The 26,924-nt window shown below is 71.0% G+C and carries 19 protein-coding genes; 18 read left to right on the top strand and 1 reads right to left on the bottom strand.

Annotated elements, in window-relative coordinates; translation table 11 throughout:
- The first annotated feature begins 67 nt into the window (after nucleotides 1-67).
- The 18 genes from AC07PR_RS13745 to AC07PR_RS13660 all read left to right on the top strand — a co-directional run bounded on the left by AC07PR_RS13745 (nucleotide 68) and on the right by AC07PR_RS13660 (nucleotide 25,980).
- Nucleotides 68-1,417 (top strand): alpha-L-fucosidase, encoded by a 1,350-nt coding sequence (locus AC07PR_RS13745; protein ID WP_483107252.1) that lies wholly within the window; start codon nucleotides 68-70, stop codon nucleotides 1,415-1,417.
- Entirely contained in the window at nucleotides 1,414-2,115 is a 702-nt protein-coding gene (locus tag AC07PR_RS13740; protein WP_495135612.1) for a copper homeostasis protein CutC, read from the top strand. The genes AC07PR_RS13745 and AC07PR_RS13740 overlap by 4 nt, the downstream gene beginning before the upstream one ends.
- Nucleotides 2,112-3,188, top strand: a complete 1,077-nt coding sequence (locus tag AC07PR_RS13735; protein ID WP_495135611.1) for a sialidase family protein — start codon at nucleotides 2,112-2,114, stop codon at nucleotides 3,186-3,188. Before AC07PR_RS13740 ends, AC07PR_RS13735 begins: the two co-directional genes overlap by 4 nt.
- A complete protein-coding gene (locus AC07PR_RS13730; RefSeq protein WP_495135610.1) occupies nucleotides 3,157-5,832 on the top strand; it encodes a glycoside hydrolase family 3 C-terminal domain-containing protein in 2,676 nt (891 codons plus the stop codon). Before AC07PR_RS13735 ends, AC07PR_RS13730 begins: the two co-directional genes overlap by 32 nt.
- Nucleotides 5,833-5,843: 11 nt before the next feature.
- Entirely contained in the window at nucleotides 5,844-7,331 is a 1,488-nt protein-coding gene (locus tag AC07PR_RS13725; protein ID WP_495135609.1) for a glycoside hydrolase family 125 protein, read from the top strand.
- Between the two features lie 3 nt (nucleotides 7,332-7,334).
- On the top strand, nucleotides 7,335-9,659 hold the full coding sequence (locus tag AC07PR_RS13720) for a GH92 family glycosyl hydrolase (protein ID WP_495135608.1): 2,325 nt from the start codon (nucleotides 7,335-7,337) through the stop codon (nucleotides 9,657-9,659).
- Between the two features lie 48 nt (nucleotides 9,660-9,707).
- Complete coding sequence (locus tag AC07PR_RS13715) at nucleotides 9,708-10,697, top strand: LacI family DNA-binding transcriptional regulator (RefSeq protein WP_377152768.1); 990 nt, start codon at nucleotides 9,708-9,710, stop codon at nucleotides 10,695-10,697.
- Between the two features lie 31 nt (nucleotides 10,698-10,728).
- Complete coding sequence (locus tag AC07PR_RS13710) at nucleotides 10,729-11,958, top strand: AGE family epimerase/isomerase (protein WP_495135607.1); 1,230 nt, start codon at nucleotides 10,729-10,731, stop codon at nucleotides 11,956-11,958.
- On the top strand, nucleotides 11,951-12,904 hold the full coding sequence (locus tag AC07PR_RS13705) for a carbohydrate kinase family protein (RefSeq protein WP_495135606.1): 954 nt from the start codon (nucleotides 11,951-11,953) through the stop codon (nucleotides 12,902-12,904). Before AC07PR_RS13710 ends, AC07PR_RS13705 begins: the two co-directional genes overlap by 8 nt.
- Before the next feature lie 84 nt (nucleotides 12,905-12,988).
- On the top strand, nucleotides 12,989-14,248 hold the full coding sequence (locus AC07PR_RS13700; protein WP_495135605.1) for a sugar MFS transporter: 1,260 nt from the start codon (nucleotides 12,989-12,991) through the stop codon (nucleotides 14,246-14,248).
- Nucleotides 14,249-14,440: 192 nt separating this feature from the next.
- Nucleotides 14,441-14,983 (top strand): nucleotide exchange factor GrpE, encoded by a 543-nt coding sequence (gene grpE / locus AC07PR_RS13695; protein ID WP_431104664.1) that lies wholly within the window; start codon nucleotides 14,441-14,443, stop codon nucleotides 14,981-14,983.
- 174 nt (nucleotides 14,984-15,157) lie between these two features.
- The gene (dnaK, locus tag AC07PR_RS13690; protein ID WP_377152760.1) at nucleotides 15,158-17,137 is read left to right on the top strand and encodes a molecular chaperone DnaK; all 1,980 of its coding nucleotides are present in this window, start codon (nucleotides 15,158-15,160) and stop codon (nucleotides 17,135-17,137) included.
- 120 nt (nucleotides 17,138-17,257) lie between these two features.
- On the top strand, nucleotides 17,258-18,409 hold the full coding sequence (gene dnaJ, locus AC07PR_RS13685) for a molecular chaperone DnaJ (RefSeq protein ID WP_377152758.1): 1,152 nt from the start codon (nucleotides 17,258-17,260) through the stop codon (nucleotides 18,407-18,409).
- A gap of 225 nt (nucleotides 18,410-18,634) precedes the next feature.
- Complete coding sequence (locus AC07PR_RS13680; protein WP_377152756.1) at nucleotides 18,635-20,248, top strand: response regulator; 1,614 nt, start codon at nucleotides 18,635-18,637, stop codon at nucleotides 20,246-20,248.
- Between the two features lie 119 nt (nucleotides 20,249-20,367).
- Nucleotides 20,368-22,059, top strand: a complete 1,692-nt coding sequence (locus AC07PR_RS13675) for a phosphoethanolamine transferase (protein ID WP_495135604.1) — start codon at nucleotides 20,368-20,370, stop codon at nucleotides 22,057-22,059.
- An 82-nt stretch (nucleotides 22,060-22,141) separates the two neighbouring features.
- Entirely contained in the window at nucleotides 22,142-23,350 is a 1,209-nt protein-coding gene (locus AC07PR_RS13670; protein ID WP_495135603.1) for an amidohydrolase family protein, read from the top strand.
- 18 nt (nucleotides 23,351-23,368) lie between these two features.
- On the top strand, nucleotides 23,369-24,511 hold the full coding sequence (locus tag AC07PR_RS13665; RefSeq protein WP_495135602.1) for a glycosyltransferase family 4 protein: 1,143 nt from the start codon (nucleotides 23,369-23,371) through the stop codon (nucleotides 24,509-24,511).
- Nucleotides 24,511-25,980: an oligosaccharide flippase family protein gene (locus AC07PR_RS13660; RefSeq protein WP_495135601.1), complete on the top strand. Its 1,470-nt coding sequence runs from the start codon at nucleotides 24,511-24,513 to the stop codon at nucleotides 25,978-25,980. Before AC07PR_RS13665 ends, AC07PR_RS13660 begins: the two co-directional genes overlap by 1 nt.
- On the opposite strand, the gene AC07PR_RS13655 is transcribed toward AC07PR_RS13660, so the two are convergent.
- Entirely contained in the window at nucleotides 25,947-26,828 is an 882-nt protein-coding gene (locus AC07PR_RS13655) for a class I SAM-dependent methyltransferase (protein WP_495135600.1), read from the bottom strand. The genes AC07PR_RS13660 and AC07PR_RS13655 overlap by 34 nt on opposite strands.
- Between the last annotated feature and the right edge of the window lie 96 nt (nucleotides 26,829-26,924).

Genomic DNA, 26,924 nt, shown 5'->3' with positions numbered 1-26,924 from the left:
CGGCTCGCGAGAGCCGATCAGCCTTGTCTTGCGACATTGGATGGATCTGAGGATGTACCGACCGTTGATGAGGAAGCTGCCTGCGCTGTGCATGGCCCTGGCTGCCCTGCAGCTCACCGCTGCATCGGCCAGCGAATCGTTCACCGACACCACGCCCTCGCCGCAGCAGCTGGCCTGGCAGGATCGTGGATTTGGCGTGCTGGTCCACTTCGGCACCAACACCTTCCTGGACCGTGAGTGGGGCGACGGGCAAGCGGCCCCTGCCGTGTTCAACCCCGACCGCGTGGACCCGGGCCAGTGGGCACGCGCGGCGAAGTCGGCGGGCGCCAACTACCTGGTGCTGGTCGCCAAGCACCACGACGGCTTCGCGCTGTGGCCGACCCATGAGAGCGACTACTCGGTCAAGTCCAGCCCGTGGCTGAACGGCCAGGGCGACCTGGTCCGCATGACCGCCGAGGCCGTGAAGAAGGAAGGCATGGGCATGGGCGTCTACCTCTCGCCCTGGGACCGTCACGAGCCCCGCTACGCCGATGCCAAGGCCTACGACAAGTTTTACGCCGGCCAGTTGACGGAGCTGGCGTCGGGCTACGGCCCCCTGGTCGAATGGTGGCTCGACGGTGCTGGCAGCGGGGGCCACGTCTACGACTTCGAACGCTACGTCGCGACGCTGCGCACCTACCAGCCCAACGCCATGGTGTTTGCCGACACCGCGCTGTTCGAGTACGGCGACATCCGCTGGGTAGGCAACGAGGTCGGCGTGATCGAAGGCGAGAACTGGAACGTCATCGACCGCCACGGCAAGCTGCGCTGGCGGCCCGTGGAAGTGGATACGCCGCTGCACAAGGATTTCTGGTTCTGGAATTCGCGACCCGAGTTCGCCGCCTCGTTGAAGACCGTCGACGAGCTCCTGCAGAACTATGAAGACAGCGTGGGCCGAGGCGGCCAGCTGGTGCTGGGCCTGGCGCCCGACCGCCGGGGCCTGTTGCCGGACGCGGACGTGAAACGCCTGGCCGAGTTCGGGCAGGCCCTGCAAGCGCGTTATGGGGATGCCGCCAACGTGGCGGCGCGGCACGGCAAGACCGACGCGCGCTCGCAAGCGGCGCTGGACAACGATCCCGACACCTTCTGGACGGCCACGGAGGCCAATCAGGGCGTGCTGGAGGTCGACTTCGGCAAGGCGGTCACCATCGACCGCGCGCTGACCATGGAGCGCCTGGAGGACGGCCAGCATGTGCGCGGCTACGTGATCCAGGCCTGGGACGGGCACCGCTGGACGACCCTGGCCAAGGCCCAGGCGGTGGGCCACATGAAGATCGACAAGTTCGCGCCGGTGAGCACCCGTCGCGTGCGACTGCGCATCGTCAACAGCGCCGGCACCGCGAGCATCCGCGAGTTCAAGCTCTTCGCCGCCCCATGAGCCAAGCGCCGGTCTTGATCGAAGTCATCGCCCTGTCGGCGCAGGACGCGCGCGACGCCGAGGCCGCGGGCGCGGACCGGCTCGAGCTCGTGTCCGACATGGCCCAGGGCGGGCTCACGCCAGCGGCGGACGTGGTGCGCGACGTGGTGAAGCAGTGTCGTCTCCCGGTGATGGTCATGGTGCGGCCTCACGCCCGCTCCTTCTCCTACGACGAGGCCGACAGGCGCCAGATGCGCGAGGCCGTGGCCATGATTCGCGACGCGGGCGCGCACGGCGTGGTGTTTGGCGCGCTGACACCCGAGGGCGACATCGACCGGGCATGCCTGGACCAGGTGCTGCGATGGGCCGATGGCCTGCCGCTGACCTTCCATCGCGCCTTCGACGCGGTGCGCGACCCGGTCCGTGCCTTCGGCACGCTGAGCGCGTACCGGGGGGCGGTGACGCAATTGCTGACGTCGGGCGCTGCGCCGACCGCTGAGCAAGGCGCGGCGCTGCTCGGGCAGCTCGTGAAGCGCTGGCAACTGGGCGAAGGCGTCGAACCGCTGGTGGGCTCGGGCGTGAATGCCGGCAACCTGGGCGCGTTGCATCGCCTCATCGGCGCGCGGCAGTATCACGTGGGCAGCGGCGCCCGCGCCGGCGGCAGCTTCGAGGCGCGCATCGATGCCGGGCGTCTGGCCGCGATGCGGGCGGCCCGATGACAGCGGCGGCGGTCTGCACGTCCCGTCGGCGCCTGCTGGGCGCCGCGCTGGCCGGCATGGCGGGGACACGCGCCTGGGGCGCCAGTCCCGTGGTGCGCGGGGAGTTCATCGACACGCAGCAGACCACGCCGCAGGTGCATGCCTCCACGCTGGTGGCCTTGCCCGGTGGTGGCCTGCTGGCCGCCTGGTTCGGGGGCACCGCCGAGCGCGCGCCCGACGTGCGCATCTGGTGCTCGCGGCTTGAAGCAGGCACCTGGAGTCCGCCGCGGCCTGTCGCCGATGGGCGCCAGCCCGACGGCACCTGCTGGCCCACCTGGAACCCCGTGCTCTTTCAGGCAGGCGCCGCGCAAGGCGGCCAGCTGCTGCTGTTCTACAAGGTCGGCCCCAGCCCCCAGCGCTGGTGGGGCGAGCTGATCACCTCCGACGACGGCGGCGGCAGTTGGTCGTCGCCGCGACGACTGCCCGAGGGCGTCCTGGGTCCGATCCGCAGCAAGCCCCTCCTGCTGGCGGACGGCACGCTGCTGTGCCCCTCCAGCACTGAGGAAGACGAGCACCACTGGCGCATCCACTTCGAGCGCACCCGGGACCTGGGCCGCAGTTGGCTGGAGAACGCGCCGGTGGCCGACCCTCGCGGGTTCATGCTGATCCAGCCCAGCCTGGTGTTGCGGCCCGACGGCAGCGTGCTGGCCTTTGCGCGCAGCATGGCGGACCGCATCGCCGTCACGCGCTCACGCGATGGCGGGCGCTCCTGGTCGTTGCCAACCCTGACGTCACTGCCCAATCCCAATGCCGGCATCGAGGCCCTCGGCCTGCGAGGCGGCCATCTGCTGATGGTCTTCAACCCGCGCGAGCGCGGCCGGGACTGGTGGATCGGCCGGGACCGGCTGGACGTCGCGCTGTCGACCGACGGCGGGCAGCACTGGCGCACCGTGGCGACGCTGGAGGACGAGCCGGGGCAGGAGTTCTCCTACCCCGCGGCGATCCAGGCGCAGGACGGCAGCGTGCATGTCACCTACACCCACAAACGGAGCCAGATTCGGCATGTGCAATTGGACCCGCGTCGCCTCGGCTGAGGCTGCCAGGCGCTCGCCCGCGCTCCGTCGGACGAAGCCGGCGCAACACCTGACGCTGTGGCTGTGTCTTGCCGCGCTGCTGCACGGGCAGTCGACCCACGCCGCGCCCACCTCGCCCGCCTATCTCGACGCGCGTCTGGGCGACGCCGAACGCGCCGCCGATCTCGTGCGCCGGCTCAGCCTGCAAGAGAAGATCGCCCAGTTGCAGGATGGCGCGCCCGCCATCGAACGCCTGGGGGTTCCGGCCTACGGATGGTGGAGCGAAGGCCTGCACGGCCTGGCGCGCAACGGCCGTGCCACGGTGTTCCCCCAGGCCATCGGCCTGGCCGCCAGCTGGGACGCCCCGCTGCTGCAGACCGTGGGGGGCGTGATCGCCGCCGAGGCGCGTGCCAAGACGGCGGTGCCGCCGCCAGGCGCGTCGCGCGATTCGGCCCGCTACGGCGGGCTGACGATCTGGTCGCCCAACATCAACCTGTTCCGCGATCCGCGCTGGGGGCGGGGGCAGGAGACCTACGGCGAAGACCCGGTGCTCACGGCTCGCCTTGGCGTCGCCTTCGTGCGGGGGCTGCAGGGTCCCGACGCGCAGCGCCCGGTGGTGATCGCCACGCCGAAGCACTTCGCCGTGCACAGCGGACCGGAGCGCGATCGCCACCAGTTCAACGTCAACCCTTCGGCCCGCGACCTGGAGGAGAGCTACCTGCCGGCCTTCCGCGCGGCGGTCACGGAAGCGCATGCCGGCTCGATCATGTGCGCCTACAACGCCCTGGATGGCACGCCCGCCTGCGCGAACGCCGGTCTGCTGCAGGACCGCCTGCGCGGGGACTGGGGCTTCGAGGGCTTCGTCGTCACCGATTGCGATGCGGTCGAGGACATGACGCTCTTCCACAAGACCACGCCTGATGACGCCGAGGCGTCGGCCCGGGCGCTGCAGGCCGGCACGGACCTGAACTGCGGCCGCAGCTTTGCCGCGCTGGCCGCTGCCGTGGCCAGCGGCCGCGTCAGCGAGGCGGCGCTGGACCGCTCGCTGCAGCGGCTGTTCGAGGCGCGCTTGCGGCTGGGCCTGTTCTCGCCGGCGCCGGCGGCACGGCCCATCCCGTGGGCGGCGAACCGCGCGCTGGCGCTGCGCGCGGCGCGCGAGTCGATGGTCCTGTTGAAGAACAACGGCGTGTTGCCCCTGGCGGCGCACAGCCACGTGGCCGTCGTCGGTCCCACGGCGGAGCTGCTGGAGGACCTGCACGCCAACTACCACGGGGTGGCGAACCGTCCGATCACGCCGCTGGCCGGGCTGCGCAGCGCCTTGGGGCCTTCACGCGTGCTCGCCGCCCAGGGGTCCGCCCTCGCGGCGGACGTGCCGGTGGCCGTGCCGCAGGCCGCGCTGCGCACGCCCGACGGAAAGCCGGGACTGCGCCGCGAAGTCTTTGCCAATGCGGCATTGGCGGGCAGGCCGGTCGCTGTCGGCACCGATGCCGCCTTGAATCTCGACTTCAACCGGGCCCCGCCCGCGGCCGGTTTGCCGCCGCGCGGCTACTCGGTGCGTTGGCGGGGTCAGTTCGTGCCACCGGCGACCGGCGAGTACCGACTCGGCGTGCGCGTCGAGCGCTGCTTCGATTGCGACGGACATGATCGGGTTCGTCTCTACCTCGACGACCATCTGCTGCAGGACGGCGACACCGACCAGCCCGCCGCCACCGTGAGATTCGAGGATCGCCGCCCGCGGACGCTGCGCGTGGAGTGGCTGCACACCGGCGAAGACCAGGGCCTCGCGTTGCAATGGCAGGCGCCGGCCGACGTGCAGTTGGCCGAGGCCGTGAACGCCGCGCGCAGGGCCGATGTCGTCGTCGCCTTCGTCGGTCTCTCGCCCGATCTCGAAGGCGAGCAGTTGCAGGTGGAGGTGCCGGGCTTCGACGGGGGTGACCGCAGCTCGCTGGACCTGCCGTCGGCCCAGGAGCAACTGCTGAAGGCGGTCAAGGCCTCGGGCAAGCCGCTGGTGGTGGTGCTGCAGTCCGGCAGCGCGGTGGCCCTGCGCTGGGCCGCCGAACACGCGGACGCCGTGCTGGCCGCCTGGTATCCCGGCGAGGTCGGCGGACAGGCGATCGCCGACACCTTGCTGGGTCGCAACAATCCGGCGGGCAGGCTGCCGGTCACCTTCTACCGCTCGGCAGAGGACCTGCCGCCCTTCGCCGACTACGGCATGCAGGGGCGCACCTATCGCTACTTCAAGGGCTCGCCGTTGTGGCCCTTCGGCCACGGCCTGAGCTACACCCGATTCGCCTACCAGGCGCCCCGGCTGTCGACCGCGCTGCTGAGTGCGGGACAGACGCTCACGCTCGACGTCGACGTGGCCAATACCGGCGCGCGGGACGGCGACGAGGTGGTGCAGGTCTACCTGGAACGCGAGGCCGCGGAGGCCACGGCGCCCGCTCATGCGCTGGTGGCCTTCCAGCGCGTCCCGCTGAAGACCGGCGAGCGCCGCAGCCTTCGCTTCCAGCTCGATGCCCGGGCGCTCAGCCAGGTCGACGCCGCGGGCGTCCGATCGGTGCAGCCGGGCCGCTACCGCCTGGCGATCGGCGGCGGTCAACCCGGCCACGCCGAGGTCGTGCGCGCGAGCTTCGACATCGAAGGTCGGCAGGTGCTGCCGCGATGAGGAGGCCGGACATGTCTCACTCCCCTGCTCGACGCGCGATGCTCAAGCTGGGCCTGGCCGGCGGCGTCGGCTGGTCGGGCGCGGGGCAGGCCTTCGCCTCGGCCTCATCGGCCTCAGCGGCCTCAGCAGCCCCTTCGGCTGAACAGTTCACCAGCCGCCGTCCCCCGCCGGACCAGCGCCACTTCGTCAGTCGCGCGGTCGACGCGGCCATCGCGGAGGTCCAGCGTCGCATCGGCGATCCGGAGCTGGCCTGGCTGTTCGGCAACTGCCTGCCCAACACGCTGGACACCACGGTCACGCTGGGCACGGTCGACGGCAAGCCCGATGCCTTCGTCATCACCGGCGACATCGACGCGATGTGGCTGCGCGATTCGTCCGCCCAGGTCTGGCCCTACCTGCCGTTCGCCCGCGAGGACGCCGACCTGCGTCGTCTCATCCGAGGCGTGATCCACCGCCATGCGCGCTGCCTCCTGATCGATCCCTACGCCAACGCCTTCCTGAAGGCCCCCTCGGCCCGCACGCAACTCAAGTGGGCCATCGGCGACCTGACGGACATGCGGCCCGGCGTGTCCGAACGGAAGTGGGAACTCGACTCGCTGTGCTGGCCCCTGCGCCTGGCACACGGCTACTGGCGCGCCACCGGCGATGTCGCGCCCTTCGACGCGCAGTGGGCCGAGGCGATGCGCGCGGTCCTGCGCACGATGCGCGAGCAGCAGCGCAAGGCCGGGCCCGGCCCCTACCGGTTCCAGCGCCGGGCGGAGGCGGCCACCGAGACCCTGGTCCTCGATGGCTACGGCGCGCCGACACGGCCGGTCGGCCTGATCCACTCGATGTTCCGCCCGTCGGACGACGCCTGCGTCTACCCGTTCCTGGTGCCGGCCAACCTGTTCGCCGTGGTGTCCTTGCGCCAGCTCGCGGTGATGGCCGACGCGGTGCTGCACGACGCCGCGCTGGCCACGGAGGCCAAGGCGCTGGCCGACGAGACAGCCACGGCGCTGAATCGCCACGCGAGGCTGCGCACCCCGGCCGGCGAGGTCTGGGCCTACGAGGTGGACGGGTTCGGCAACCAGCTCTTCATGGACGATGCGAATGCGCCCAGCCTGCTGAGCCTGCCGTATCTCGGCGTCTGCGCGGTGGACGAGCCGCTGTATCGCCGCACGCGTGCGCGGGCCTGGAGCGTGGACAACCCCTACTTCTTCCGCGGCCGCGTGGCCGAGGGCACGGGCGGCCCGCACGAGGGCCTGCGCATGGTCTGGCCGATGTCCATCACGATGAAGGCCCTGACCGCGCCGGCCACGGCCGCCGGCGCCGCCGAGGTCCGCCACTGCCTGCGCTGGCTCAAGGCCAGTCACGCGGGCACCGGCTTCATGCACGAGGCCTTCGACCAGGACGACGCCGCGCATTTCACCCGCCCCTGGTTCGCCTGGGCCAACGGCCTGTTCGGCGAATTGATCCTCGACCTGGCGCGGCACCGGCCCGCGCTGCTGCAAGCGAACTGACCCATGACCACACGCCGCGACCTGCTCAAGATGGCGATCGCCACCAGCCTGCCCCTGTCGGGCTGCGCCGACCCCGGACGGTGGACCGCTGCGCGACCGGCGCCCGCGGGCGAAGCGGCCGTCCGCCACGTCGACGTCTTCATCGGCACCGGCGGCCACGGTCACACCACGCCGGCGGCGACACGCCCCTTCGGCATGGTGCAGCTCGGTCCCGACACCTACAACGCCGACTGGGACGCCTGCTCGGGCTACCACGACAACGACCGCTCGATCATGGGGTTCTCGCACACCCACCTCAGCGGCACCGGCATCGGCGACCTGCTCGACGTGCTGGTCATGCCCTGCGTGGGCGAGGTGCGGCGGCAGCCCGGCCCGCCCGACAACCCCGGGCTGGGTTGGCGGGCCCCGTTCACGCACGAGGACCAGTCCGCCGAACCGGGCTACTACCGGGTCGCCCTGCGGGATCGCGGCGTCACGGTCGAGCTGACCGCCACCGAGCGCGTGGGGCTGCACCGCTACACCTTCGCCCAAGGCTCGCGCAGCCATCTCATGGTGGATCTGCGCCACGGCATGCAGGACCGGCCGGGCGTGCCCACCCGGGTGCCATGGGCCGAGCTCGAGGTGGTCGGCGACGACACGCTCGTGGGCGGGCGCGCGGTCGACCAGTGGGCCCAGGGGCGGCAGGTGTACTTCGCGATGCAGTTCTCGCGGCCCTTCGAGCGCTTCGAGGTGTTCAACGGGGCGGACGCGGACGGCGCCGCGACCCGTAAGTCGCGAGGGACCCAGCTGCTCGCCGCCCTGCACTGGCGCACGGCGGACGGGGAGTCCTTGCTGGTGAAGTGCGGCCTCTCCTTCGTCAGCGCCGAGGGGGCGCTGCGCAACCTGCGTCACGAACTGCCCGGATGGGACTTCGACCAGGTCCGCGCCTCCGCCAGCGCGGCCTGGGAGCGGGAACTCGCGGCGCTGCGGCTGCGGACCTTCGACGAACGGCACGGCCGCATGCTCTACACGGCGCTGTATCACTGCCTGCTCGCGCCGACGCTCTCCAGCGACGTGGACGGCCAATACCGCGGCATGGACCTTCGCGTGCACCGACTGGCGCAGGGCGAGCGCCACTACACGCAGTTCTCGCTGTGGGACACCTACCGCAGCCTGCATCCGCTGCTGACGCTGCTGACGCCCGCGCGCGTCCCCGACCTCGTCAACAGCCTCATCCGCATGGCGGAGCAGAGCGACCAGGGCGTGCCGGTCTGGCCGCTGCAGGGGCGCGAGACCGGCTGCATGATCGGCTACCACTCCGCCGTGGTCCTGGCCGAGGCCCAGGCCAAGGGCTTCGACGGCATCGACTTCCAGCGTGCCTGGCCGCTGTGGCGCCAGCGCGCGATGGACGATGCCTACCGCGGTCTGCCCGAGTACCGCCAACGGGGCTTCATCCCGTCCGACCGCGAGGAAGAGGCCACCAGCAAGACCCTGGAATACGCCTACGACGATTGGGCGCTGGCCCGCTTGGCCCGCGGCGTGGGCGCCAGCGCCGATGCGGCGCTGCTGCAGAAGCGCTCGCTGAACTACCGCAACGTCTTCGACGCCCGGCTGCGCTTCGTGCGGCCACGGCTGGCCGACGGCCGCTGGGCCGAGCCCTTCGATCCGCGTGCGCTCGGTCATTCGGCGCGCTGGCACGACTTCACCGAGTCCAACGCCTGGCAGGCCACGTTCTTGAACCAGCACGACGTGGCCGGCTACATGCAGCTGTTCGGCGGCGAGCAGGCCTTCGTTGCCCAACTCGACGCGCTGTTCAGCACGAGTTCCGAGCAGTTGCCCGGCGCGCCGCCGGACATCGCCGGCCTGATCGGCCAGTACGCCCACGGCAACGAGCCGAGCCACCACGTCGCCTATCTGTATGCCTACGCGGGCCAGCCCTGGAAGACCCAGGCCCGCGTGCGCCAGATCATGGACACGCTGTACAGCGACCAGCCCGACGGCCTGTCGGGCAACGAGGACTGCGGGCAGATGTCCGCGTGGCTGGTGCTCAGCGCGCTGGGGCTGTATCCGGTGGATCCGGTCAGCGCGCGTTATGTGTTCGGCAGTCCGCTGGTCGAGCGGGCCACGCTGGCGCTGCCGGGTGGCCGCACGCTGGAGATCGACGCCGTGGGCAACGGCCCCGCGCAGTGCCATGTGAGCGCGGTGACCTGGCGCGGCCAGCCCTACACGCGCAGCTGGATCGACCATGCCAGCCTGATGCAGGGCGGCCGGCTCGTGTTCACGATGGCGGCCTCCCCCAATCCGGACTTCGGCGCGGCGCCGGCATCGCGTCCGCCCGCCGCGCTCTGACCGCGCGGCTCGACGGCCATCCCCGACCCCCGAATCGATGCAAGACCCATGACCCAGGTGACGATCCGAGACATCGCCCATGCGACGGGACTGTCGTCAGGCACCGTGTCACGAGCGCTCAAGAACCAGGCCGGCATGACGGCGGCCACGCGCGACAAGGTCAACGACGCCGCTCATCGGATGGGCTACGACCTGTCGCGGCTGCGCAAGGTGCGCATCCGGCGCATCGCCTTCCTGCTGCACTGCCAGCACAGGACGCGGGCCTCCAGCCATTTTTTCTCCCCGGTCCTGCACGGTGCCGAGGAAGCCTGCCGGCAGGCGGGCATTGCGCTGTCCTTCAACGTGGTCGGCCCCGCGGCACCGGTGATGGAGCAGATACGGCTGCACCAGCCCGACGCGATCCTGTGCGCCGGCTTCTTCGAGCCCGAAGTCCTCGCGGCGCTCAAGCAGACAGGCAAGCCGATGGTGCTCGTCGACATGCAGCAGCGGGGTTTCACCTCGGTCAATCCGGACAACGCGATGGGGGGCTACCTGGCCACGCGGCACCTGCTGCGCAGCGGCCGGCGACGGATCGCGATGCTGTCGGGCTCGCTGGCCCACTTCAGCATCCAGCAGCGCAATCAAGGCTTCCGTCGCGCCCTGTACGAGTCCGGGACGCTGGCCGACCCCGCCCTCGAGATCATCGTTCCCAACATGGGCGACGGCGACACCGGGGTCGTCGAAGCCATGCGCAGCCTGCTGAGCCTGCCCCAGCCGCCCGATGCCGTGCTTTGCTACAACGACAGCACGGCCCTGGTGGCCATGGCGCATTGCCGCGACCACGGGTGGCACGTGCCACGGGACATCGCGGTGGTGGGCTTCGACGACATCAGCGGTGCCGCCACCGCGTTGCCGTCGCTCAGCACGCTGCGCGTGGACAAGGAGGCGCTCGGCGCCGCCGGCGTCGAACTGCTCCTGCGACGCGAGCCCGACAGCCCCGACGAAGCCATCGTCCTGCCGGTCGACCTGATCGTGCGTGACAGCAGTGGCGACGCCTAGCGCGCCTCACCCCACCTCACTCCCTCCCACCATGTCCGACTTCCCCGACTTCCGCTCTCCCGCCGTGCTGCTCGCCCACGCCCGGCACAGCATGAGCTTCTACCACCCCCGCTGCATCGATCCGAGCGGCGGCATGTACCACTTCTTCAAGGACGACGGCACCGTCTACGACGCCCACCAGCGCCACCTGGTCAGCAGCACGCGCTTCGTCTTCACCTACGCGATGGCTTACCGCCACTCCGGCGATCCGGCTCATCGCGACGGGCTCAGGCACGCGGTGCGCTTCCTGCGCGAGGCGCATCTCGACACTTCGCAGGGCGGCTACCACTGGTTGCTGAACTGGCGTGCGGGACAGCGCGAGGTCCTCGACGGCACCCGGCACGCCTACGGTCACGCCTTCGTGCTGCTGGCCTATGCCCATGCCCTGATGGCAGGACTGGGCGAAGCCCGGCCCTGGCTGACCGAGACCTTCGACCTGATGGAGCGCCGGTTCTGGGATGACGCGTCCGGTCTCTATGCGGACGAGGCCAGCCCCGACTGGCAGTCGCTGTCGAGCTACCGCGGACAGAACGCCAACATGCATGCCTGCGAGGCCATGCTGGCCGCCTACGACGCGACCGGCGAGCACCGCTACCTCGAGCGGGCCCGCCTGCTGGCCTACAACGTCACCCAGCGGCAGGCCCAACGCTGTGGCGGTCTCATCTGGGAGCACTACGACGCGCAATGGCAGCCGGACTGGCGCTACAACATCGACGATCCGGCCCACCTGTTCCGGCCCTGGGGCTACCAACCCGGCCACTTCACCGAATGGGCCAAGCTGCTGGTGCAGCTGGAAACGCGCGGCGGTGTCCTGGGTGTCGATCTGAGCTGGGCGCTGCCCACCGCCGAGCGGCTGTTCAAGGTCGCGGTGGACAAGGGCTGGGATGTCGCGCATGGCGGACTGCAGTACTCGCTCGCGCCGGACCTGAGCGTGTGCGACGCGGACAAGTACTTCTGGGTGCAGGCGGAGAGCGCCGCCGCGGCGGCGCTGCTCGCGGTCCGCGCGGCCGACGCCGCCTTCTACTGGGACTGGTACGAGCGCCTGTGGGCCTACAGCTGGACGCATTTCGTCGACCATGAGCACGGCGCCTGGTATCGCATCCTGGACCCGCGGAACCACAAGCTCAGCGACGAGAAGAGCCCCGCCGGCAAGGTGGACTACCACACCATGGGGGCCTGCTACGACATCGTCGGCGCGCTCGGAAAGGCCCCTCATGCATGACGCGCCGCTGATGCTCTGCGCGGGCGAGGCACTGACCGACCTCCTCCATCAGGGCCAGGACCACTGGGTCAGCCGCGTGGGCGGGTCCGTCTGGAATGTCGCGCGGGCGCTGGCGGCGCTGGGCGAGCCCACCGCCTTCGCGGGGGCCGTCAGCCGGGATCGCTTCGGCGACGCCCTGTGGGCCGCCAGCGAGCGGGCGGGCCTCGATCTGAGGCTGATGCAGCGCGTCGATCGCCCGCCGTTGCTGGCCGTCGTCGAACAGGGGGAGCCGCCGTCCTACTTCTTCATCGGCAACGACAGCGCCGACCTGCACTTCGACGAACAGGCCCTGCCGGCCGGCTGGTCCGGTGCGCTGCGCTGGGCGCATTTCGGGGGCATCAGCCTGGCGCGCCAGCCGCTCGGCGACCGGCTGGTGGCGATGGCCGCGCAGCTCAAGCAGCAGGGGGTGGCCATCAGCTACGACCCGAACTACCGCCACCTGATGGATGCCAGCTACACGCCCACGCTGCGGCGCATGGCGGCGCTGGCCGATCTGATCAAGGTCTCCGACGACGACCTGCGGGGCCTGTTCCCCGGCGCCGGCGTCGACGAGGCGCTGCGCGAGCTGCGCGCGATGAACCCGTCGGCGCTGTGCCTGCTGACACGCGGCGGCGCGGGGGCGAGCCTGCTCCGTGACGACGTCCGCTGCGATGCCCTGGCGCCCCGGGTCGACGTGGTCGACACCGTGGGCGCGGGAGACGCCAGCGTGGCCGGTCTGCTGCATAGCCTCACCCGCCACGCCGACCGCGACCTGCTCGCGCATCTGCATGCGGCGCTGGCTGCCGGCTCCGCGGCCTGCCTGCAGTCGGGCGCCACACCGCCGGGCAGACAGGCGATCGATCGCCTGTTCGAGCAGCTGCAAGGCAGCGGGCCGCCGAGCGTCCAGGGCCGCGGCGCCATGGACTGAACAACGGGCGTGCCCCTGCGCCGGACGAACGCCGCGCGCGACGGACGGAACGCGTCAGTGACGATCAAAACAACTGGAGACGACATGGCACAGACTTCCCCTCACCTCCCCCTCGGCGCTCAACGGGCGGGCGCGGGAACTCCGCGACACGACGGCAGCAATACCGGCCCGCTGGTCGTCGTCACCCTCCTGTTCTTCATGTGGGGACTGATCACCTCGCTGAACGACATCCTCATCCCGCACCTCAAGGCGATCTACACCCTCAGCTACGTCCAGGCGATGATGGTGCAGTTCTGCTTCTTCGGCGCCTACTTCATCGTCTCGCTGCCCGCGGGGGCCTTGATCCGGCGCCTCGGGTACCAGAAGGGGGCGGTGGCGGGCCTGCTGATCGCCGCCGTCGGCTGTGCGCTGTTCTATCCCGCGTCCTTCGGCGGCTATGGCCTGTTCCTGCTGGCTTTCTTCGTGCTGGCTTCGGGCATCACCGTGCTGCAGGTCGCCGCCAATCCGTATGTGACCGTGCTCGGACCGGCGCGCACCGCCTCCAGCCGCCTCACGCTCACGCAGGCCTTCAACTCCTTGGGGACCACCATCGGCCCGGCCGTCGGCGGCCTGCTGATCCTGTCCGTGGCGGGCTCCGCGGCCGCGGCGGCCTCGACCGTGCGGGGGCCCTATCTCTCGCTCGCCGCGGTGCTCGCGGTCCTGGCCCTGCTCTTCCTGGCCGCCAGGCTGCCGCGGATCGACGATGGCGAGGACGTCGCCCTGCCCGGCGAAGGCCATGGCTCGGCCTGGGCGCACCGCCATCTGGTGCTCGGCGCCATCGGCATCTTCCTGTACGTGGGCGCGGAAGTCAGTGTCGGCAGCTTCCTCATCAACTTCCTGGGCGAACCGGGCATCGCGGGCCTGTCGCCGGCCGACGCCGCGCGCTACGTGAGCATGTACTGGGCCGGCGCCATGGTGGGCCGCTTCATCGGCTTCGTCGTGATGCGCGCCGTCAGCCCTGGCAAGACGCTGGCCTTCAACGCCCTGCTGGCCATCGCCCTGGTGCTGACGGCGACCTTCGGACACGGACCGGTCGCGATGTGGGCCATCCTGGCGGTCGGGCTGTGCAACTCGATCATGTTCCCGACGATCTTCAGCATGGCCCTCCACGGCCTGGGCAGACACACGGGCCAGGGCTCGGGCATCCTGTGCATGGCCATCGTCGGCGGCGCCATCGTCCCCTTCGCGCAGGGCGTGCTGGCCGATGGCTGGGGCGTCCAGTGGTCCTTCCTGCTGCCGGCGGCGTGTTACGCGTTCATCCTCTACTTCGGCGCCAGGTACGCCTCGATGTACGTGAAGCCCTAGTCTCGTGGTCCCCGCGGCCCCCCCCGGGTAGCAGGCCCGGGGTTTGCCCGCGCACGGATGCCAAAATCCCCCTCTTGAAGTTCCGGCCATGGGCCTCAGATGCGGCGGGTCGCCCGACGCAGGCTGGCCGTCCAGAGGCCGGCCGCGCCTTCGCAGAGAGGCCCGGGCATCCCGCATTGGGGCATTCCAACCATGACGACTGACAACCAACATCCCGATCCGACGCTGGACGAACTGACCCAGCAAGCTGCTGCCGCCGCCGCCGCCGCGGTGCCTGAAACGCTGGAGGCCAGGCTGGCCGACACCGAGCGCCGCCTGGCCGAGATGTCCGACGCCTACCTGCGCGCCAAGGCCGAGGTCGAGAACACCCGCCGCCGCGGCGAGGACGACACGACCAAGGCCCGCAAGTTCGCCGTCGAAGGCTTCGCCGAGGCGATGCTGCCGGTGCTGGACAGCCTCTCGGCCGCCATCGCCCTGCCCGACGCCAGCGTCGAGCAGGTCCTCCAGGGCGTCCATGCCACGTTGCGCCAGCTGCAGTCCGCGCTGGAGCGCAACAAGGTGGTCGAGATCAACCCGGCCGCCGGCACGAAATTCGACCCGCACCAGCACCAGGCCATTTCCGTGGTGCCGGCCGAGCAGGACCCGAACACCGTCGTGACCGTGCTGCAGAAGGGTTTCCTGATCGCCGACCGCGTGCTGCGTCCGGCGCTGGTCACCGTGACCGCGCCCAAATAAACGCACCGATCTCGCACAAAAAGGTGACCGGGCCCTTGAACCCCGGCAAGTTATCCACAGATCAGAAGCATCCCGGAACGTTGTTTCAGCCGCTCATCCGATGAGCCGCACAGGGACCGCCTGAAAGGCCTCCCCGCTGACCGTTCCCCCCGTTTTCAAATTCAGGAGCACCACATGGCTAAGAAGAAGATCATCGGCATCGACCTGGGCACGACCAACTCGTGCGTGGCGGTCATGGAAGGCAACACCACCCGCGTCATCGAGAACGCGGAAGGCGCCCGCACCACCCCATCCATCATTGCGTACCAGGAAGACGGCGAAGTGCTGGTCGGCGCCTCGGCCAAGCGCCAGGCCGTGACCAACCCGCGCAACACGCTGTACGCGGTGAAGCGCCTGATCGGCCGCAAGTTCCAGGAAAAGGAAGTCCAGAAGGACATCGACCTGATGCCCTACACCATCGCCGCCGCCGACAACGGCGACGCGTGGGTGGAAGTGCGCGGCAAGAAGCTGGCGCCCCCGCAGGTCTCCGCTGAAGTCCTGCGCAAGATGAAGAAGACGGCCGAGGACTACCTCGGCGAGGAAGTGACCGAGGCCGTCATCACGGTGCCGGCCTACTTCAACGACGCGCAGCGCCAGGCGACCAAGGACGCCGGCCGCATCGCCGGCCTGGACGTCAAGCGCATCATCAACGAGCCCACCGCCGCGGCCCTGGCCTTCGGCCTGGACAAGCACGGCGCGGGTGACCGCAAGATCGCGGTCTTCGACCTGGGCGGCGGCACCTTCGACATCTCGATCATCGAGATCGCGGACGTGGACGGCGAGAAGCAGTTCGAAGTGCTGTCGACCAACGGCGACACCTTCCTGGGCGGCGAGGACTTCGACCAGCGCATCATCGACTACATCATCGGCGAGTTCAAAAAGGAACAGGGCGTCGACCTGACCAAGGACGTGCTGGCCCTGCAGCGCCTGAAGGAAGCGGCCGAGAAGGCCAAGATCGAGCTGTCCAACTCGTCGCAGACCGACGTCAACCTGCCGTACATCACGGCCGACGCCACCGGTCCGAAGCACCTGAACATCAAGCTGACCCGCGCCAAGCTGGAATCGCTGGTGGACGAGCTGATCGAGCGCACGATCGCCCCCTGCCGCACCGCGATCAAGGACGCCGGCGTGTCGGTGGGCGAGATCGACGACGTGATCCTGGTCGGCGGCATGTCGCGCATGCCCAAGGTGCAGGAGAAGGTCAAGGAGTTCTTCGGCAAGGACCCGCGCAAGGACGTGAACCCCGATGAGGCCGTGGCCGTCGGCGCCGCGATCCAGGGCCAGGTCCTGGGCGGCGAACGCACCGACGTGCTGCTGCTGGACGTCACCCCGCTGAGCCTGGGCATCGAGACCCTGGGCGGCGTGATGACGAAGATGATCAAGAAGAACACGACCATCCCGACCAAGTTCAGCCAGACCTTCTCGACCGCCGAGGACAGCCAGCCCGCCGTGACCATCAAGGTCTACCAGGGCGAGCGCGAACTGGCGCAGGCCAACAAGAGCCTGGGCGAGTTCAACCTCGAAGGCATCCCGCCGGCGCCGCGCGGCCTGCCGCAGATCGAGGTCAGCTTCGACATCGACGCCAACGGCATCCTGCACGTCGGCGCCAAGGACAAGGGCACCGGCAAGGAAAACAAGATCACCATCAAGGCGAACTCCGGCCTGTCCGAGGCCGAGATCGAGAAGATGGTCAAGGACGCCGAGGCCAACGCGACCGAGGACAAGAAGAAGGTCGAGCTGGTCCAGGCCAAGAACCAGGCCGACGGCCTGATCCACTCGGTGCAGAAGTCGCTGACCGAGCACGGCGACAAGCTGGAAGCCGGCGAGAAGGAAAAGATCGAGGCATCGATCAAGGACCTGGAAGAAGCCATCAAGGGCGAGGACAAGGCCGACATCGACGCCAAGACCGAAGCGCTGATGACCGCCAGCCAGAAGCTGGGCGAGAAGGTGTACGCCGAGGCGCAGGCCGCCCAGGCGGCGGCCGGCGCGGCGGGTGGCGCCGCCGGCGCGACCGGAGCCGAGCACGCGGAAGCGGCGGGTGCGCAGGCCTCGGCCAAGCCGGCCGACGACAACGTCGTCGACGCCGAGTTCAAGGAAGTCAAGGACTCGAAGTAAGCGTCGTGCATGCCGACCCTCACGTCGGCATCGCGCACGGCAATCGCTGTCGATTGACAGCCGCCGCGCGAGGCCGCCAGCCTCGCGCGGCGTTTTGGTTTGAGGCCCGCAGGAAGATCCATGGCAAAGCGTGACTATTACGAAGTCCTGGGCGTCGCGAAGAACGCCAGCGAAGAGGACATCAAGAAGGCGTATCGCAAGCTCGCGATGAAGTACCACCCTGACCGCAATCAGGGCGACGGTGCCAAGGAAGCCGAGGACAAGTTCAAGGAGACCAAGGAAGCCTACGAGATGCTCTCGGACGGGCAGAAGCGGGCCGCCTACGACCAGTACGGCCACGCGGGCGTGGATCCGAACCAGGGCTTCCGCGGCGGCCAGGGCGGGGAAGGCTTCGGCGGCTTCGCGGAGGCCTTCGGCGACATCTTCGGCGACCTCTTCGGCCAGCAGGGCGGCGGCGGTGGCCGGCGCCAGGGCGGCGGCCAGCAGGTCTACCGCGGCAGCGACCTGAGCTACGCGATGGAGATCACGCTGGAGGAAGCCGCGCGCGGCAAGGAGACGCAGATCCGCATCCCGTCGTGGGAAGGCTGCGAGACCTGCCACGGCAGCGGCGCAAAACCCGGCACCAGCGCCAAGACCTGCGGCTCCTGCGGCGGCAGCGGCACGGTGCACATGCGCCAGGGCTTCTTCAGCATCCAGCAGACCTGCCCGCACTGCCACGGCACCGGCAAGATCATTCCGGAGCCCTGCACGACCTGCAACGGCGCCGGCAAGATCAAGAAGACCAAGACGCTGGAAGTCAAGATCCCGGCCGGCATCAACGAAGGCATGCGCATCCGCTCGGCCGGCAACGGCGAGCCGGGCGTCAACGGCGGTCCGTCGGGCGATCTCTACATCGAGATCCGCATCAAGCAGCACGACATCTTCGAGCGCGACGGCGACGACCTGCACTGCACGATGCCGGTGTCGATCACGACCTCGGCGCTGGGCGGCACGATCGAGGTGCCGACGCTGGGCGGCAAGGCCGAGATCGAGCTGCCCGAGGGCACGCAGCACGGCAAGACCTTCCGGCTGCGCGGCAAGGGCATCAAGGGCGTGCGCTCGAGTTATCCGGGCGACCTGTACTGCCACATCAGCATCGAGACGCCGGTGAAGCTGACCGAGCACCAGCGCAAGCTGCTGAAGGAACTCGACAAGAGCCTGCGCGACGGCGGCGAGCGTCACTCGCCCAACGCGAAGAGCTGGACCGACCGGGTCAAGGATCTCTTCAAGTAAGTCGCCAACAGCGACACGCAAACCCTCGCCACGATTCACGAATCAGGCCGGTCCACCCACGCAAACCCGGGGGACCGGCGCCAGTCGCCGGGCAGACAATCGGTCCGTGGTTGACGACATTCGCACAAATCGTTGGGGTGCTGCCGGCCCGCTCTCTTCGGAGGCGGGCTTTTTCACATGGGCGCCCGCCCGGCACGGGTGGCGCGGCGCCGCGGGGCGGCGGCCATGACGCTCGCCAGCCCGCTGGGCAAGACGCAGGCGCTGGTCATCGACGGCAACGCGAACTCGCGCAGCCTGATGACGGCGCAGTTGCGCGAGCTCGGCGTCGGCCACGTGCGCCAGGCCACCCGCGTGCGCGACGCCCGCGTGATCCTGGAGACGCAGCCCTACGACATCGTCCTGTGCGACTACTACTTCGACGGCTCCGAGCTGTCCGGCCAGGACCTGCTCGACGAGCTGCGGCGCGAGCAGCTGCTGCCCTACTCCACCGTCTTCGTGATGGTCACGGGCGAGGCTTCGTACGCGAAGGTCGCCGAGGCCGCCGAGGCGGCGCTGGACGCCTACCTCGTCAAGCCCTACACGAGCGCCGCGCTGGCCGACCGGCTGGCCAATGCGCGGCATCGCAAGCTGGAGCTGAAGGGCATCTTCGACGCCATCGACGCGCGGGACTTCAACCGCGCCGCGGACCTCTGCCTCGAGCGCTTCCAGCGCAAGGCGACCTACTGGCTATACGCCGCCCGCATCGGCGCCGAACTGCTGCTGCGCCTGGAGCGCCACACCGAGGCGCGTGAACTCTACGAGGCCATCATCGCCGCGCGCACCGTGCCCTGGGCGCGGCTGGGCGTGGCGCGCACCGAGGTCGCCAGCGGCAACCTCAGCGCCGCGCGCCGCACGCTGGAGACGCTGATCGGCGACATGCCCGACCAGGCCGACAGCTACGACCTGATGGGCCGGGTGCAGATGGAACAGGGCGAGATCGACGCCGCGCTTGCGACCTACCGCACCGCCGCGACGCTGACGCCGGGCTGTCTGCTGCGGCAGCAGCACTGCGGCACGCTGGCCTTCTATGCGGGGCAGCGCGACGAGGCGCTCAAGATGCTCGAGCGCAGCGTGGCGCAGGGCCTGCGCTCCAAGCTGTTCGATGCGCACAGCCTGGCCCTGATCGCGCTGATGCGTTTCGATGCGAAGGACGGCAAGGGACTGAAATACGCGATGGACGCGCTGACGCAAGGCATGGATCGCGCACCGCGCGACCAGCGCCTGCAGGGCTTCGACGTGCTGATGCAGGGCCTGCGGCTGCTGATGGAACGCAAGCTGGCCGACGCCCTGCTCCTCGCGCGCCGGTTCGCGCGACGCGCCGCCGACGAGGACTTCGACCTCGAGGCCGCCAGCCTGCTGGTCGCGCTGTGGGTGCGCATGGCGCGGCAGGACATCGAGCTCAGCGAGATGGAGACGCTCATGAGCCAGCTCGGCCTGCGCTTCTGCAGTTCGAAGTCGGCGACCGAGGTGATGATCAGCATGGCCGAAGGCCACGAACCCAGCACGCAGTTGCTGCGCGACGCGAATGCGCGGGTGTTCGCGATCTCCGAGACGGCCATGCGCCATGCGATGCGCGGCGACGCGCAGACCGGCGTGCAGCTGCTGGTCGAGCAAGGGACGCTGACGCTGAACGCCAAGCTGATCGACATGGCCGCGCTGGTGCTCAAGCGCTACCGGGACCGGATGAGCGATCCGGGGGCGCTGGAGCCACGGATCGAGGACCTGCAGCGCCGGTATGTGCAGACCGGCGGCCATGGGCTGAAGGCAGCCCGAGGCGGCGGCATGGCCTTGAGAGGATAAAGGGGGCTCCCGGGCCTAAGCTGCCGCGAAGCTCGAGCATGCGCCAAGGGGGCTTCAGGGGAGCTTCAGGTACGACAACTACAAGGGCCGGTTTCTTTTTGCCGGCCTGACACAACACGATGCCGTTTTCCGATTCTTCGACCTCGCGGGCTCGCGAGGCCGGCACCGCGCGCGCTCGTTCGCCGCTGGTCTTGACGTGGCTGACCGCACTGTGGGTCGGCGTGCTCGGCAACTGGCCGCTGTGGCAGCGGATGTGGGGCATGCCGGACTACGCCGGCGCGTCAGGCAAGCTGTTCGTCATCGTCTTCGCCGGCATCGTGATCATGGTGCTGGCCGCCGCCTTCAGCCTGCTGGCCTGGCGCGTGGCGGTGAAGCCGCTGCTGACGCTGATGCTGCTGATGACGGCGCCGCTGGCCTACTTCATCGGCAGCTACGGCGTGATCATCGACAGCACGATGATCACCAACGCGCTGCAGACCGACGTGCGCGAGACGCGCGACCTGATCGGCTGGGGACTGGCGGCGCATGTCGCGGTGATCGCGCTGATCCCCTTGGTCTGGATCTGGCGGCAGCGCCTGAGCGACACGCGCTGGTTCAAGCGGCTGGGATGGAACCTGGCGAGCGTGGCCCTGGCGCTGGCGCTCGGTGTCGGCCTGGCGGCGACGCGGACGGCCGACCTGGCCTCCACGCTGCGCAACAACAAGACGCTGACCAAGATGGTCAGCCCGATCAACGCGATCTGGGCCAGCGCCGCGTTGGCCGCGCAGAAGCAGAAGAAGCCCCGGGGACCGCTCGAGGTCGTCGCCGCCGATGCCAGACTCACGCCGCGTGCCGCGGGCGCGCGGCCGCCGCTGGTCCTGCTGGTGGTCGGCGAGACGGCGCGCTCCGACAACTTCCAGCTCAACGGCTACGACCGGCCGACCAATCCGGAGCTGTCGACGAAGCCGGTGCTGAGCTACCGCGAGGTCGCCTCCTGCGGCACGTCGACGGCGGCGTCGCTGCCGTGCATGTTCTCGCAGCTGGGCCGCGAGGTGTATGTCGACCATCCCGGCAACCAGCAGACGCTGCTGGACGTGCTGCAGCGCGCCGGGCTGGCGGTGCTGTGGCTGGACAACCAGGCGGGCTGCAAAGGCATCTGCGACCGCGTGCCCAATGCGCAGGCCATCAATCCCGCCCGGCCCGATCACCCGATTCCCGCGGGCCTGTGCCGCGCGGACGGCGAGTGCCTCGACGAGGTGATGCTGCACGACCTGGACGCGCGCATCGCCGCGCTGGATCCGCAGCGCGTTGCGCGCGGCGTCGTGCTGGTGCTGCATCAGATGGGCAGCCACGGCCCGGCCTACTACCTGCGCACGCCCGACGACCGCAAGCCCTTCCAGCCCGAGTGCCGCAGCAACGCGCTGCAGCAGTGCGAGCTGGACCAGGTCCGTCGCGCCTACGACAACACGATCGCCTACACCGACCACGTGCTGGCGAAGGCGATCGACTGGCTGGGCACGCAGGAGCAGCGTTTCGACCCGAGCCTGCTCTACGTGTCGGACCACGGCGAGTCGCTGGGCGAGAACAACCTGTTCCTGCACGGCATGCCTTACGCGCTGGCGCCCAAGCAGCAGAAGCACGTGCCGCTGATCCTGTGGCTGCCGGAGCAGACGCGGCAGTCGCAGAAGCTCGACAGCGCCTGCCTGACGCAGCGTCGCGACACGCCGATGTCGCACGACGGGCTGTATCACACGGTGCTGAGTCTCAGCGGCGTGGAGACCTCGGTCTACCGCAAGGACTGGGACTGGGTGGGCGCCTGCCGGCGGCCGTGACGTCCTGACCTCAGGGGGTGGCCGCAACCTTTGCGGCGCGGATGGGTACCCATGACATCGACCCGCCCGCACGCCCCCGTCCATGAGCCCCTGCGCCGCCGCCGCGACGCCCTCCGCCCCTCCCCCGCCGCTGGTGCTGCATGACGCCGGCCCGCGGCCGCCCTTGCGACTGGCCGGCGGGCTCGTCGTCGCGCCCGGCGCGCCGGGTCCGGCCGGTCCGGACATCGCGCTGCGCGGCGACCGCCTGCTGCCCGGGCTCATCAACGCGCACGAGCATCTGCACCGCAACTCGCTGCCGCGGCTGCAGTACCGCGCGCGCCACCGCAACATCGCGGACTGGATCGCCGACATCACCCCCCGGCGCACGACCGATCCGGTCCTGCTCGCCGACGCCGCCCGCCCGCGCGAGCAGCGCCTGTGGCACGGCGCGATCAAGAACCTGCTCAGCGGCGTCACCACCGTCGCCCACCACGATCCCCTCGATCCTGCGCTGTGCGCCGCGGACTTCCCCGTCCGCGTCCTGGTCCACCCGGCCTGGCGCAACGCCCTGGGCCTGGATGGGGAGGAGGCGCTGCGGCGCTCGCACCGGGACACGCCGTCCGGCGTGCCGTGGATGGTCCACGCAGCCGAGGGGATCGATGCCGCCGCCGGGGCCGAGTTCAACACGCTCGAGCGGCTGGGCTGCATCACGCCGAACGCGCGCCTGGTCCACGGCGTCGGCCTGAGCGCGCCACAGCGCGACCGGCTGATCGCGCGCGGCGCGGCGCTGATCTGGTGTCCCGGCTCCAACCTGCACCTGTTCGGTCGCACCGCCGAGGTCGGCGTGCTGCTCGCGCACGGGCGCGTCGCGCTGGGCAGCGATTCGCGCGCGAGCGGACGGCGCGATCTGCTGGAGGAGCTCGCGCTCGCCCGTGAACTCCAGGGCCTGAGCGAGAGCGAGGCGCAGGCGCTCGTGACGACGCGCGCCGCGGAGCTTCTCGCCCTGCCCGACCGCGGCCACCTCGCCGCTGGCGCGCGCGCCGACCTGCTGGCGCTGCCCGCCGGCCTGCCGCTCTCACGGGCCGCACGCGCGGACCTGCGGCTGGTGATGGTGGGCGGCGAGCTGCTGCTCGCGGACCCGGACGTCGCCGAAGCCTTCGGCGCGACGGCGCCCGACCTGCTCCCGGTCCGCGTCGACGGCCGGCCGAAGCGCCTCGCGCAGCGGCTGGTGCGGCGACTGCGCGCACTCGGTGTCGAGGAACCCGGGCTCAAACTGACGGGCTCCGGGCTGTCCGGCGAGGCCGCCGCATGATCACCCCATGAGCACCCCATGACCGCCGCCCGCGTGGTGCAGCTCTGCCTGCTGCGCGACCCCGCCGGCCGGCCGCCGGACGAGTTGCTGCGCGCCTGGCGGACCTTGACCTTGATCGCCGAGGCGGCGGCCCGGGCCGGCTCGCAGGTCGACGTCCTCCAGACCAGCGCCCATCACGACACCCGGGTCCGCGACGGCATCCCCTATCACTTCGGTCCGTGGGACCGCGGCGGCGGTCCGGCGGCCGACAGCGCGCTGGCGGAGGCCTTGAGGCGCCTGCGCCCGGAGGTGCTGCATCTGCACAGCCTGGGCGCGCCCGAGGAGGCGATCCGACTGCGCCGCCTCTTGCCGGACGTGCCCTTGCTGCTGCAGGACCACGCGGACCGTCCGCCGAACGTCTGGCGATCGATCCGCTGGTGGCGGCAGCGACGGGCGCTGGCGGGCGCGGCGGGCACGCTGTTCTGTGCCGCGGAGCAGGCCGCGCCGTGGCGACGCCGCGGCCTCCTGCCGCGCGGCGTCCCGGTGATCGAGGTCGCCGAATCGAGCACCGACCTCACGCCGGTGGACCACCGCGCCGCCCGCGCGCGGCTCGGGCTGTACGGCACGCCGGCGCTGCTCTGGGTCGCGCACCTGGACGCCAACAAGGACCCGCTGACCGTGCTCGAGGGCGTCGCGCGTGCGACCGCGGCGCTGCCCGGCCTGCGGCTCTGGTGCTGCTTCCGCGACGCGCCGCTGCTCGATGCCGTGCGCGACCGCGTGCGGCGCGATCCGCGCCTGACTGGGCGCGTCCATCTGGTCGGCCCGGTGCCGCACGCGGGGATCGCGGAATGGATGTCCGCGGCCGACCTCTTCGTCAGCGGCAGCCATCGGGAAGGCTCCGGTTATGCGTTGATCGAGGCGCTGGCCTGCGGCCTCGTCCCGATCGTCACCGACATCCCGTCGCACCGGATGCTGACCGGACGCGGCGCCGTCGGCCGCCTGTGGCCGGCCGGCGATGCCGCGGCGCTCGCCCAGGCCCTGCCGGCACTGTGGCATGACGACGGCCCCGTGCAGGCGCGGCAGCGCGACGCGGTGCGCGCCCATTTCGAGCACCACCTGTCCCACGCGGCGCTGGGCCGCGCGCTGGCGGACGCCTACGCCGCGGCGCGGCGGAGCGGCTGATGCGCCGCCGCGCCGTGCTCATTCACGCCGGCTCGCTCGCGTCGACGCAGGCGATGCAGTTCGGCGTGTCGCTGGTGCTGGTCCGGCTGCTGACGCCGCACGAGCTGGGCCTCTTCGCGATCGCTTCCGCGCTGGTCGGCGCCGCGCACGGCGCACGCGACCTCGGCGTGTCGGCCTATCTGCAGCGCGAGCCCTCGCTCGACGCGGCCCGGCTGCGCGCGGCGCTCGGGCTGTCGTGCGCCGCGGGCGCGATGCTGGCCGTCGCCCTGACGCTGCTCGCCCCAGTGGTCGCCGCGGCCTTCGGCGAGCCGGAACTCGCCGCGCTGCTGCGCACGCTGTCGCTGGGACTGGTCCTCGTCCCGATCGGCGCCGTCATGACGGCGCTGGCGCTGCGCAGCGGCGACGCGGCCCAACTGGCGCGGACCACGGCCTGGGGCAACGGCAGCCAGGCGGCGGTGTCCATCGCGCTGGCCGTGGCCGGCGCCGGTGCCGCCGCGCCGGCCTGGGGTCAGGTCGTCAACATGGGAGCATGCAGCCTCGCGGTCTGGCCGCTGCGGCCGCGCGCCCTGTGGGGCTGGCCGCGGCTGCACGGCTGGACGCCCATCCTGCGGGTCGGTCGGAGCACCGTGTTCGGCACCGCGCTGGCGGCGATCCAGGGCGCCGCGCCGTCGCTGCTGCTCGGCCAGTGGGGCGGCGCCGCGCAGGTGGGCCTGCTCGGCCGCGCCCAGTCGCTGGCGGCCTTGCTGCCGGGCATGGCCGGCATGGCGCTGCAGTTCGGCATGCTGGGACGCTGGGCGCGGCGCCATCATCGCGGCCGCGCGCTCGGACCGGCCGTGGCCGCGGCCACGCGCCGCCTCACCGGCCTCACCTGGCCGCTGCTGGCCGTGGCGGCGGCGCTGGCCGAGCCGCTGGTGGTGACGCTGTTCGGCCCGGCCTGGCGCGACGCCGCGCCCGCCGTGGCCCCGCTGGCGCTGCTGGCCGCGCTGGCGGCCGTGTTCAACGGCGCCGGCCCGGCGTTGACGGCCATCGGACGACAGGCCTGGGCGACGCTGCCGCAGGCCGTGACGCTCGCCGCGTGGCTGGGACTCGCGGCCGGCTTCGCGCTGCCAAGCGGCGCGGCTGGCGCGCATCGCTTCGCGCAATGGCTGCTGATCGGCGGCGCCGCGGCGCTGCCCTGCCAGCTGTGGCTGTACGGGCGCTGGCTCGGCGTGAGCCCGGCGCTGCTGCTGCGCGCGCTGGCCCCGAACGCCGCCGTCGCGCTCACCGCGGGCGCCGCGGCCTGGCTCGGCGCCGTCGCCGCGCCGGCCGGGGTCCCGGCGCCCGCCGTGGTGGCGGCCGGCCTCGCCGCCGCGCTGCCGGCCTGGTGGCTGGCCGTCCGGTGCCGCGCGATCGCCGCGCGCGGCACCTCGACCGCGCCGCGCCCGCGCCCGCGCGCTCAGGCGCGCTTGCGCAGGACGATCAGGAAATGATCGCCGAACCGACGCACGCCGGGCCAGCCCGCCACCCGCCGGTCCAGCCGCCACAGGCGTTCGTGCCAGGCCGGATGGCGCTGCTTGAAGTCGGCCAGGTAGGGCGGCGGCGCGAAGACGCAGACCCCGCGCACATGCACGAGTTCGAACTCGGGCATGAAGTCGCGACGGAACTCGCCCGGTGTGAAGTAGCGCGTCCAGATCGTCTGGCGATTCATGCCCACCGGCACGGTGCCGCTCGCATAACGGACCATGGCACGCGCCCACCGGCGCTGACGCGCGTAGTGCAGCACCTCCCACGGGCAGTGACGACCGATGACGGTGAAGACCAGCGTGCCGCCGGGCCGCAGCAGACGCGCGCATTCGCGCGACACGTCGCGCAGGTCCGGGACGCAGTTCAGCGGACCGAGGTTGGAGTACACGCCGTCGAAACCGCCCGCGGGCGCGTCGGCGGGGCCGGCGGCGATCCCGCCGTCCGGCGCGTCGAGTTCGCGGCCCGAGAGCCGATGCAGTTCGTGGGCGCCGACGGCCAGCGCCTGCACACGGCCCGCGACGCCGGCGAGCTCGGCCCGCTCGCGCGTGCGCGCCACCATGCGCGGCGACCAGTCGGTCGCCAGCACGTGGTGACCGGCCTCGGCCAGATGCACCGCGTCCAGGCCCGTGCCGCAGCCCAGGTCGATCAGGCGGCTGCCCGGCGCGAAGTTCAGGTCGAGCCAGCGCCACATCTCGGCGCGCATGTCCTGGATCGCGGCGTTGTTGCCACGCGGTCCGTCGTAGTCGGCGGCGACGCTGTCGAAGGCGGCCTGCGTCTCGCGCAGCCGGGTCTGGAGGTCGGGCAAGGGAGTCATGTCAAGGAGCAAGGTGTGAAGGTGAAGGCGGGAGAGGCGACGGCCATGAGGACGGCGGTGAAGACGGACCTGCGGCGTCGGACAGGCATGACTGCC

It is taken from the genome of Roseateles sp. GW821-FHT09H11 (assembly GCF_059415845.1).
This window is presented reverse-complemented; position numbering and strand designations above follow the sequence as displayed.

What these genes read in the sequence shown, in the direction of transcription:
- AC07PR_RS13665 (WP_495135602.1), top strand. Translation starts at nt 23,369, where the DNA reads ATGACCGCCGCCCGCGTGGTGCAGCTCTGCCTGCTGCGCGACCCCGCC.
- AC07PR_RS13740 (WP_495135612.1), top strand. Translation starts at nt 1,414, where the DNA reads ATGAGCCAAGCGCCGGTCTTGATCGAAGTCATCGCCCTGTCGGCGCAG.
- dnaJ (WP_377152758.1), top strand. Translation starts at nt 17,258, where the DNA reads ATGGCAAAGCGTGACTATTACGAAGTCCTGGGCGTCGCGAAGAACGCC.
- AC07PR_RS13655 (WP_495135600.1), bottom strand. Translation starts at nt 26,828, where the DNA reads ATGACTCCCTTGCCCGACCTCCAGACCCGGCTGCGCGAGACGCAGGCC.
- AC07PR_RS13745 (WP_483107252.1), top strand. Translation starts at nt 68, where the DNA reads ATGAGGAAGCTGCCTGCGCTGTGCATGGCCCTGGCTGCCCTGCAGCTC.
- AC07PR_RS13715 (WP_377152768.1), top strand. Translation starts at nt 9,708, where the DNA reads ATGACCCAGGTGACGATCCGAGACATCGCCCATGCGACGGGACTGTCG.
- AC07PR_RS13730 (WP_495135610.1), top strand. Translation starts at nt 3,157, where the DNA reads ATGTGCAATTGGACCCGCGTCGCCTCGGCTGAGGCTGCCAGGCGCTCG.
- AC07PR_RS13660 (WP_495135601.1), top strand. Translation starts at nt 24,511, where the DNA reads ATGCGCCGCCGCGCCGTGCTCATTCACGCCGGCTCGCTCGCGTCGACG.
- AC07PR_RS13710 (WP_495135607.1), top strand. Translation starts at nt 10,729, where the DNA reads ATGTCCGACTTCCCCGACTTCCGCTCTCCCGCCGTGCTGCTCGCCCAC.
- AC07PR_RS13680 (WP_377152756.1), top strand. Translation starts at nt 18,635, where the DNA reads ATGACGCTCGCCAGCCCGCTGGGCAAGACGCAGGCGCTGGTCATCGAC.
- AC07PR_RS13675 (WP_495135604.1), top strand. Translation starts at nt 20,368, where the DNA reads ATGCCGTTTTCCGATTCTTCGACCTCGCGGGCTCGCGAGGCCGGCACC.
- grpE (WP_431104664.1), top strand. Translation starts at nt 14,441, where the DNA reads ATGACGACTGACAACCAACATCCCGATCCGACGCTGGACGAACTGACC.
- AC07PR_RS13735 (WP_495135611.1), top strand. Translation starts at nt 2,112, where the DNA reads ATGACAGCGGCGGCGGTCTGCACGTCCCGTCGGCGCCTGCTGGGCGCC.
- AC07PR_RS13725 (WP_495135609.1), top strand. Translation starts at nt 5,844, where the DNA reads ATGTCTCACTCCCCTGCTCGACGCGCGATGCTCAAGCTGGGCCTGGCC.
- dnaK (WP_377152760.1), top strand. Translation starts at nt 15,158, where the DNA reads ATGGCTAAGAAGAAGATCATCGGCATCGACCTGGGCACGACCAACTCG.
- AC07PR_RS13670 (WP_495135603.1), top strand. Translation starts at nt 22,142, where the DNA reads ATGAGCCCCTGCGCCGCCGCCGCGACGCCCTCCGCCCCTCCCCCGCCG.
- AC07PR_RS13705 (WP_495135606.1), top strand. Translation starts at nt 11,951, where the DNA reads ATGCATGACGCGCCGCTGATGCTCTGCGCGGGCGAGGCACTGACCGAC.
- AC07PR_RS13700 (WP_495135605.1), top strand. Translation starts at nt 12,989, where the DNA reads ATGGCACAGACTTCCCCTCACCTCCCCCTCGGCGCTCAACGGGCGGGC.
- AC07PR_RS13720 (WP_495135608.1), top strand. Translation starts at nt 7,335, where the DNA reads ATGACCACACGCCGCGACCTGCTCAAGATGGCGATCGCCACCAGCCTG.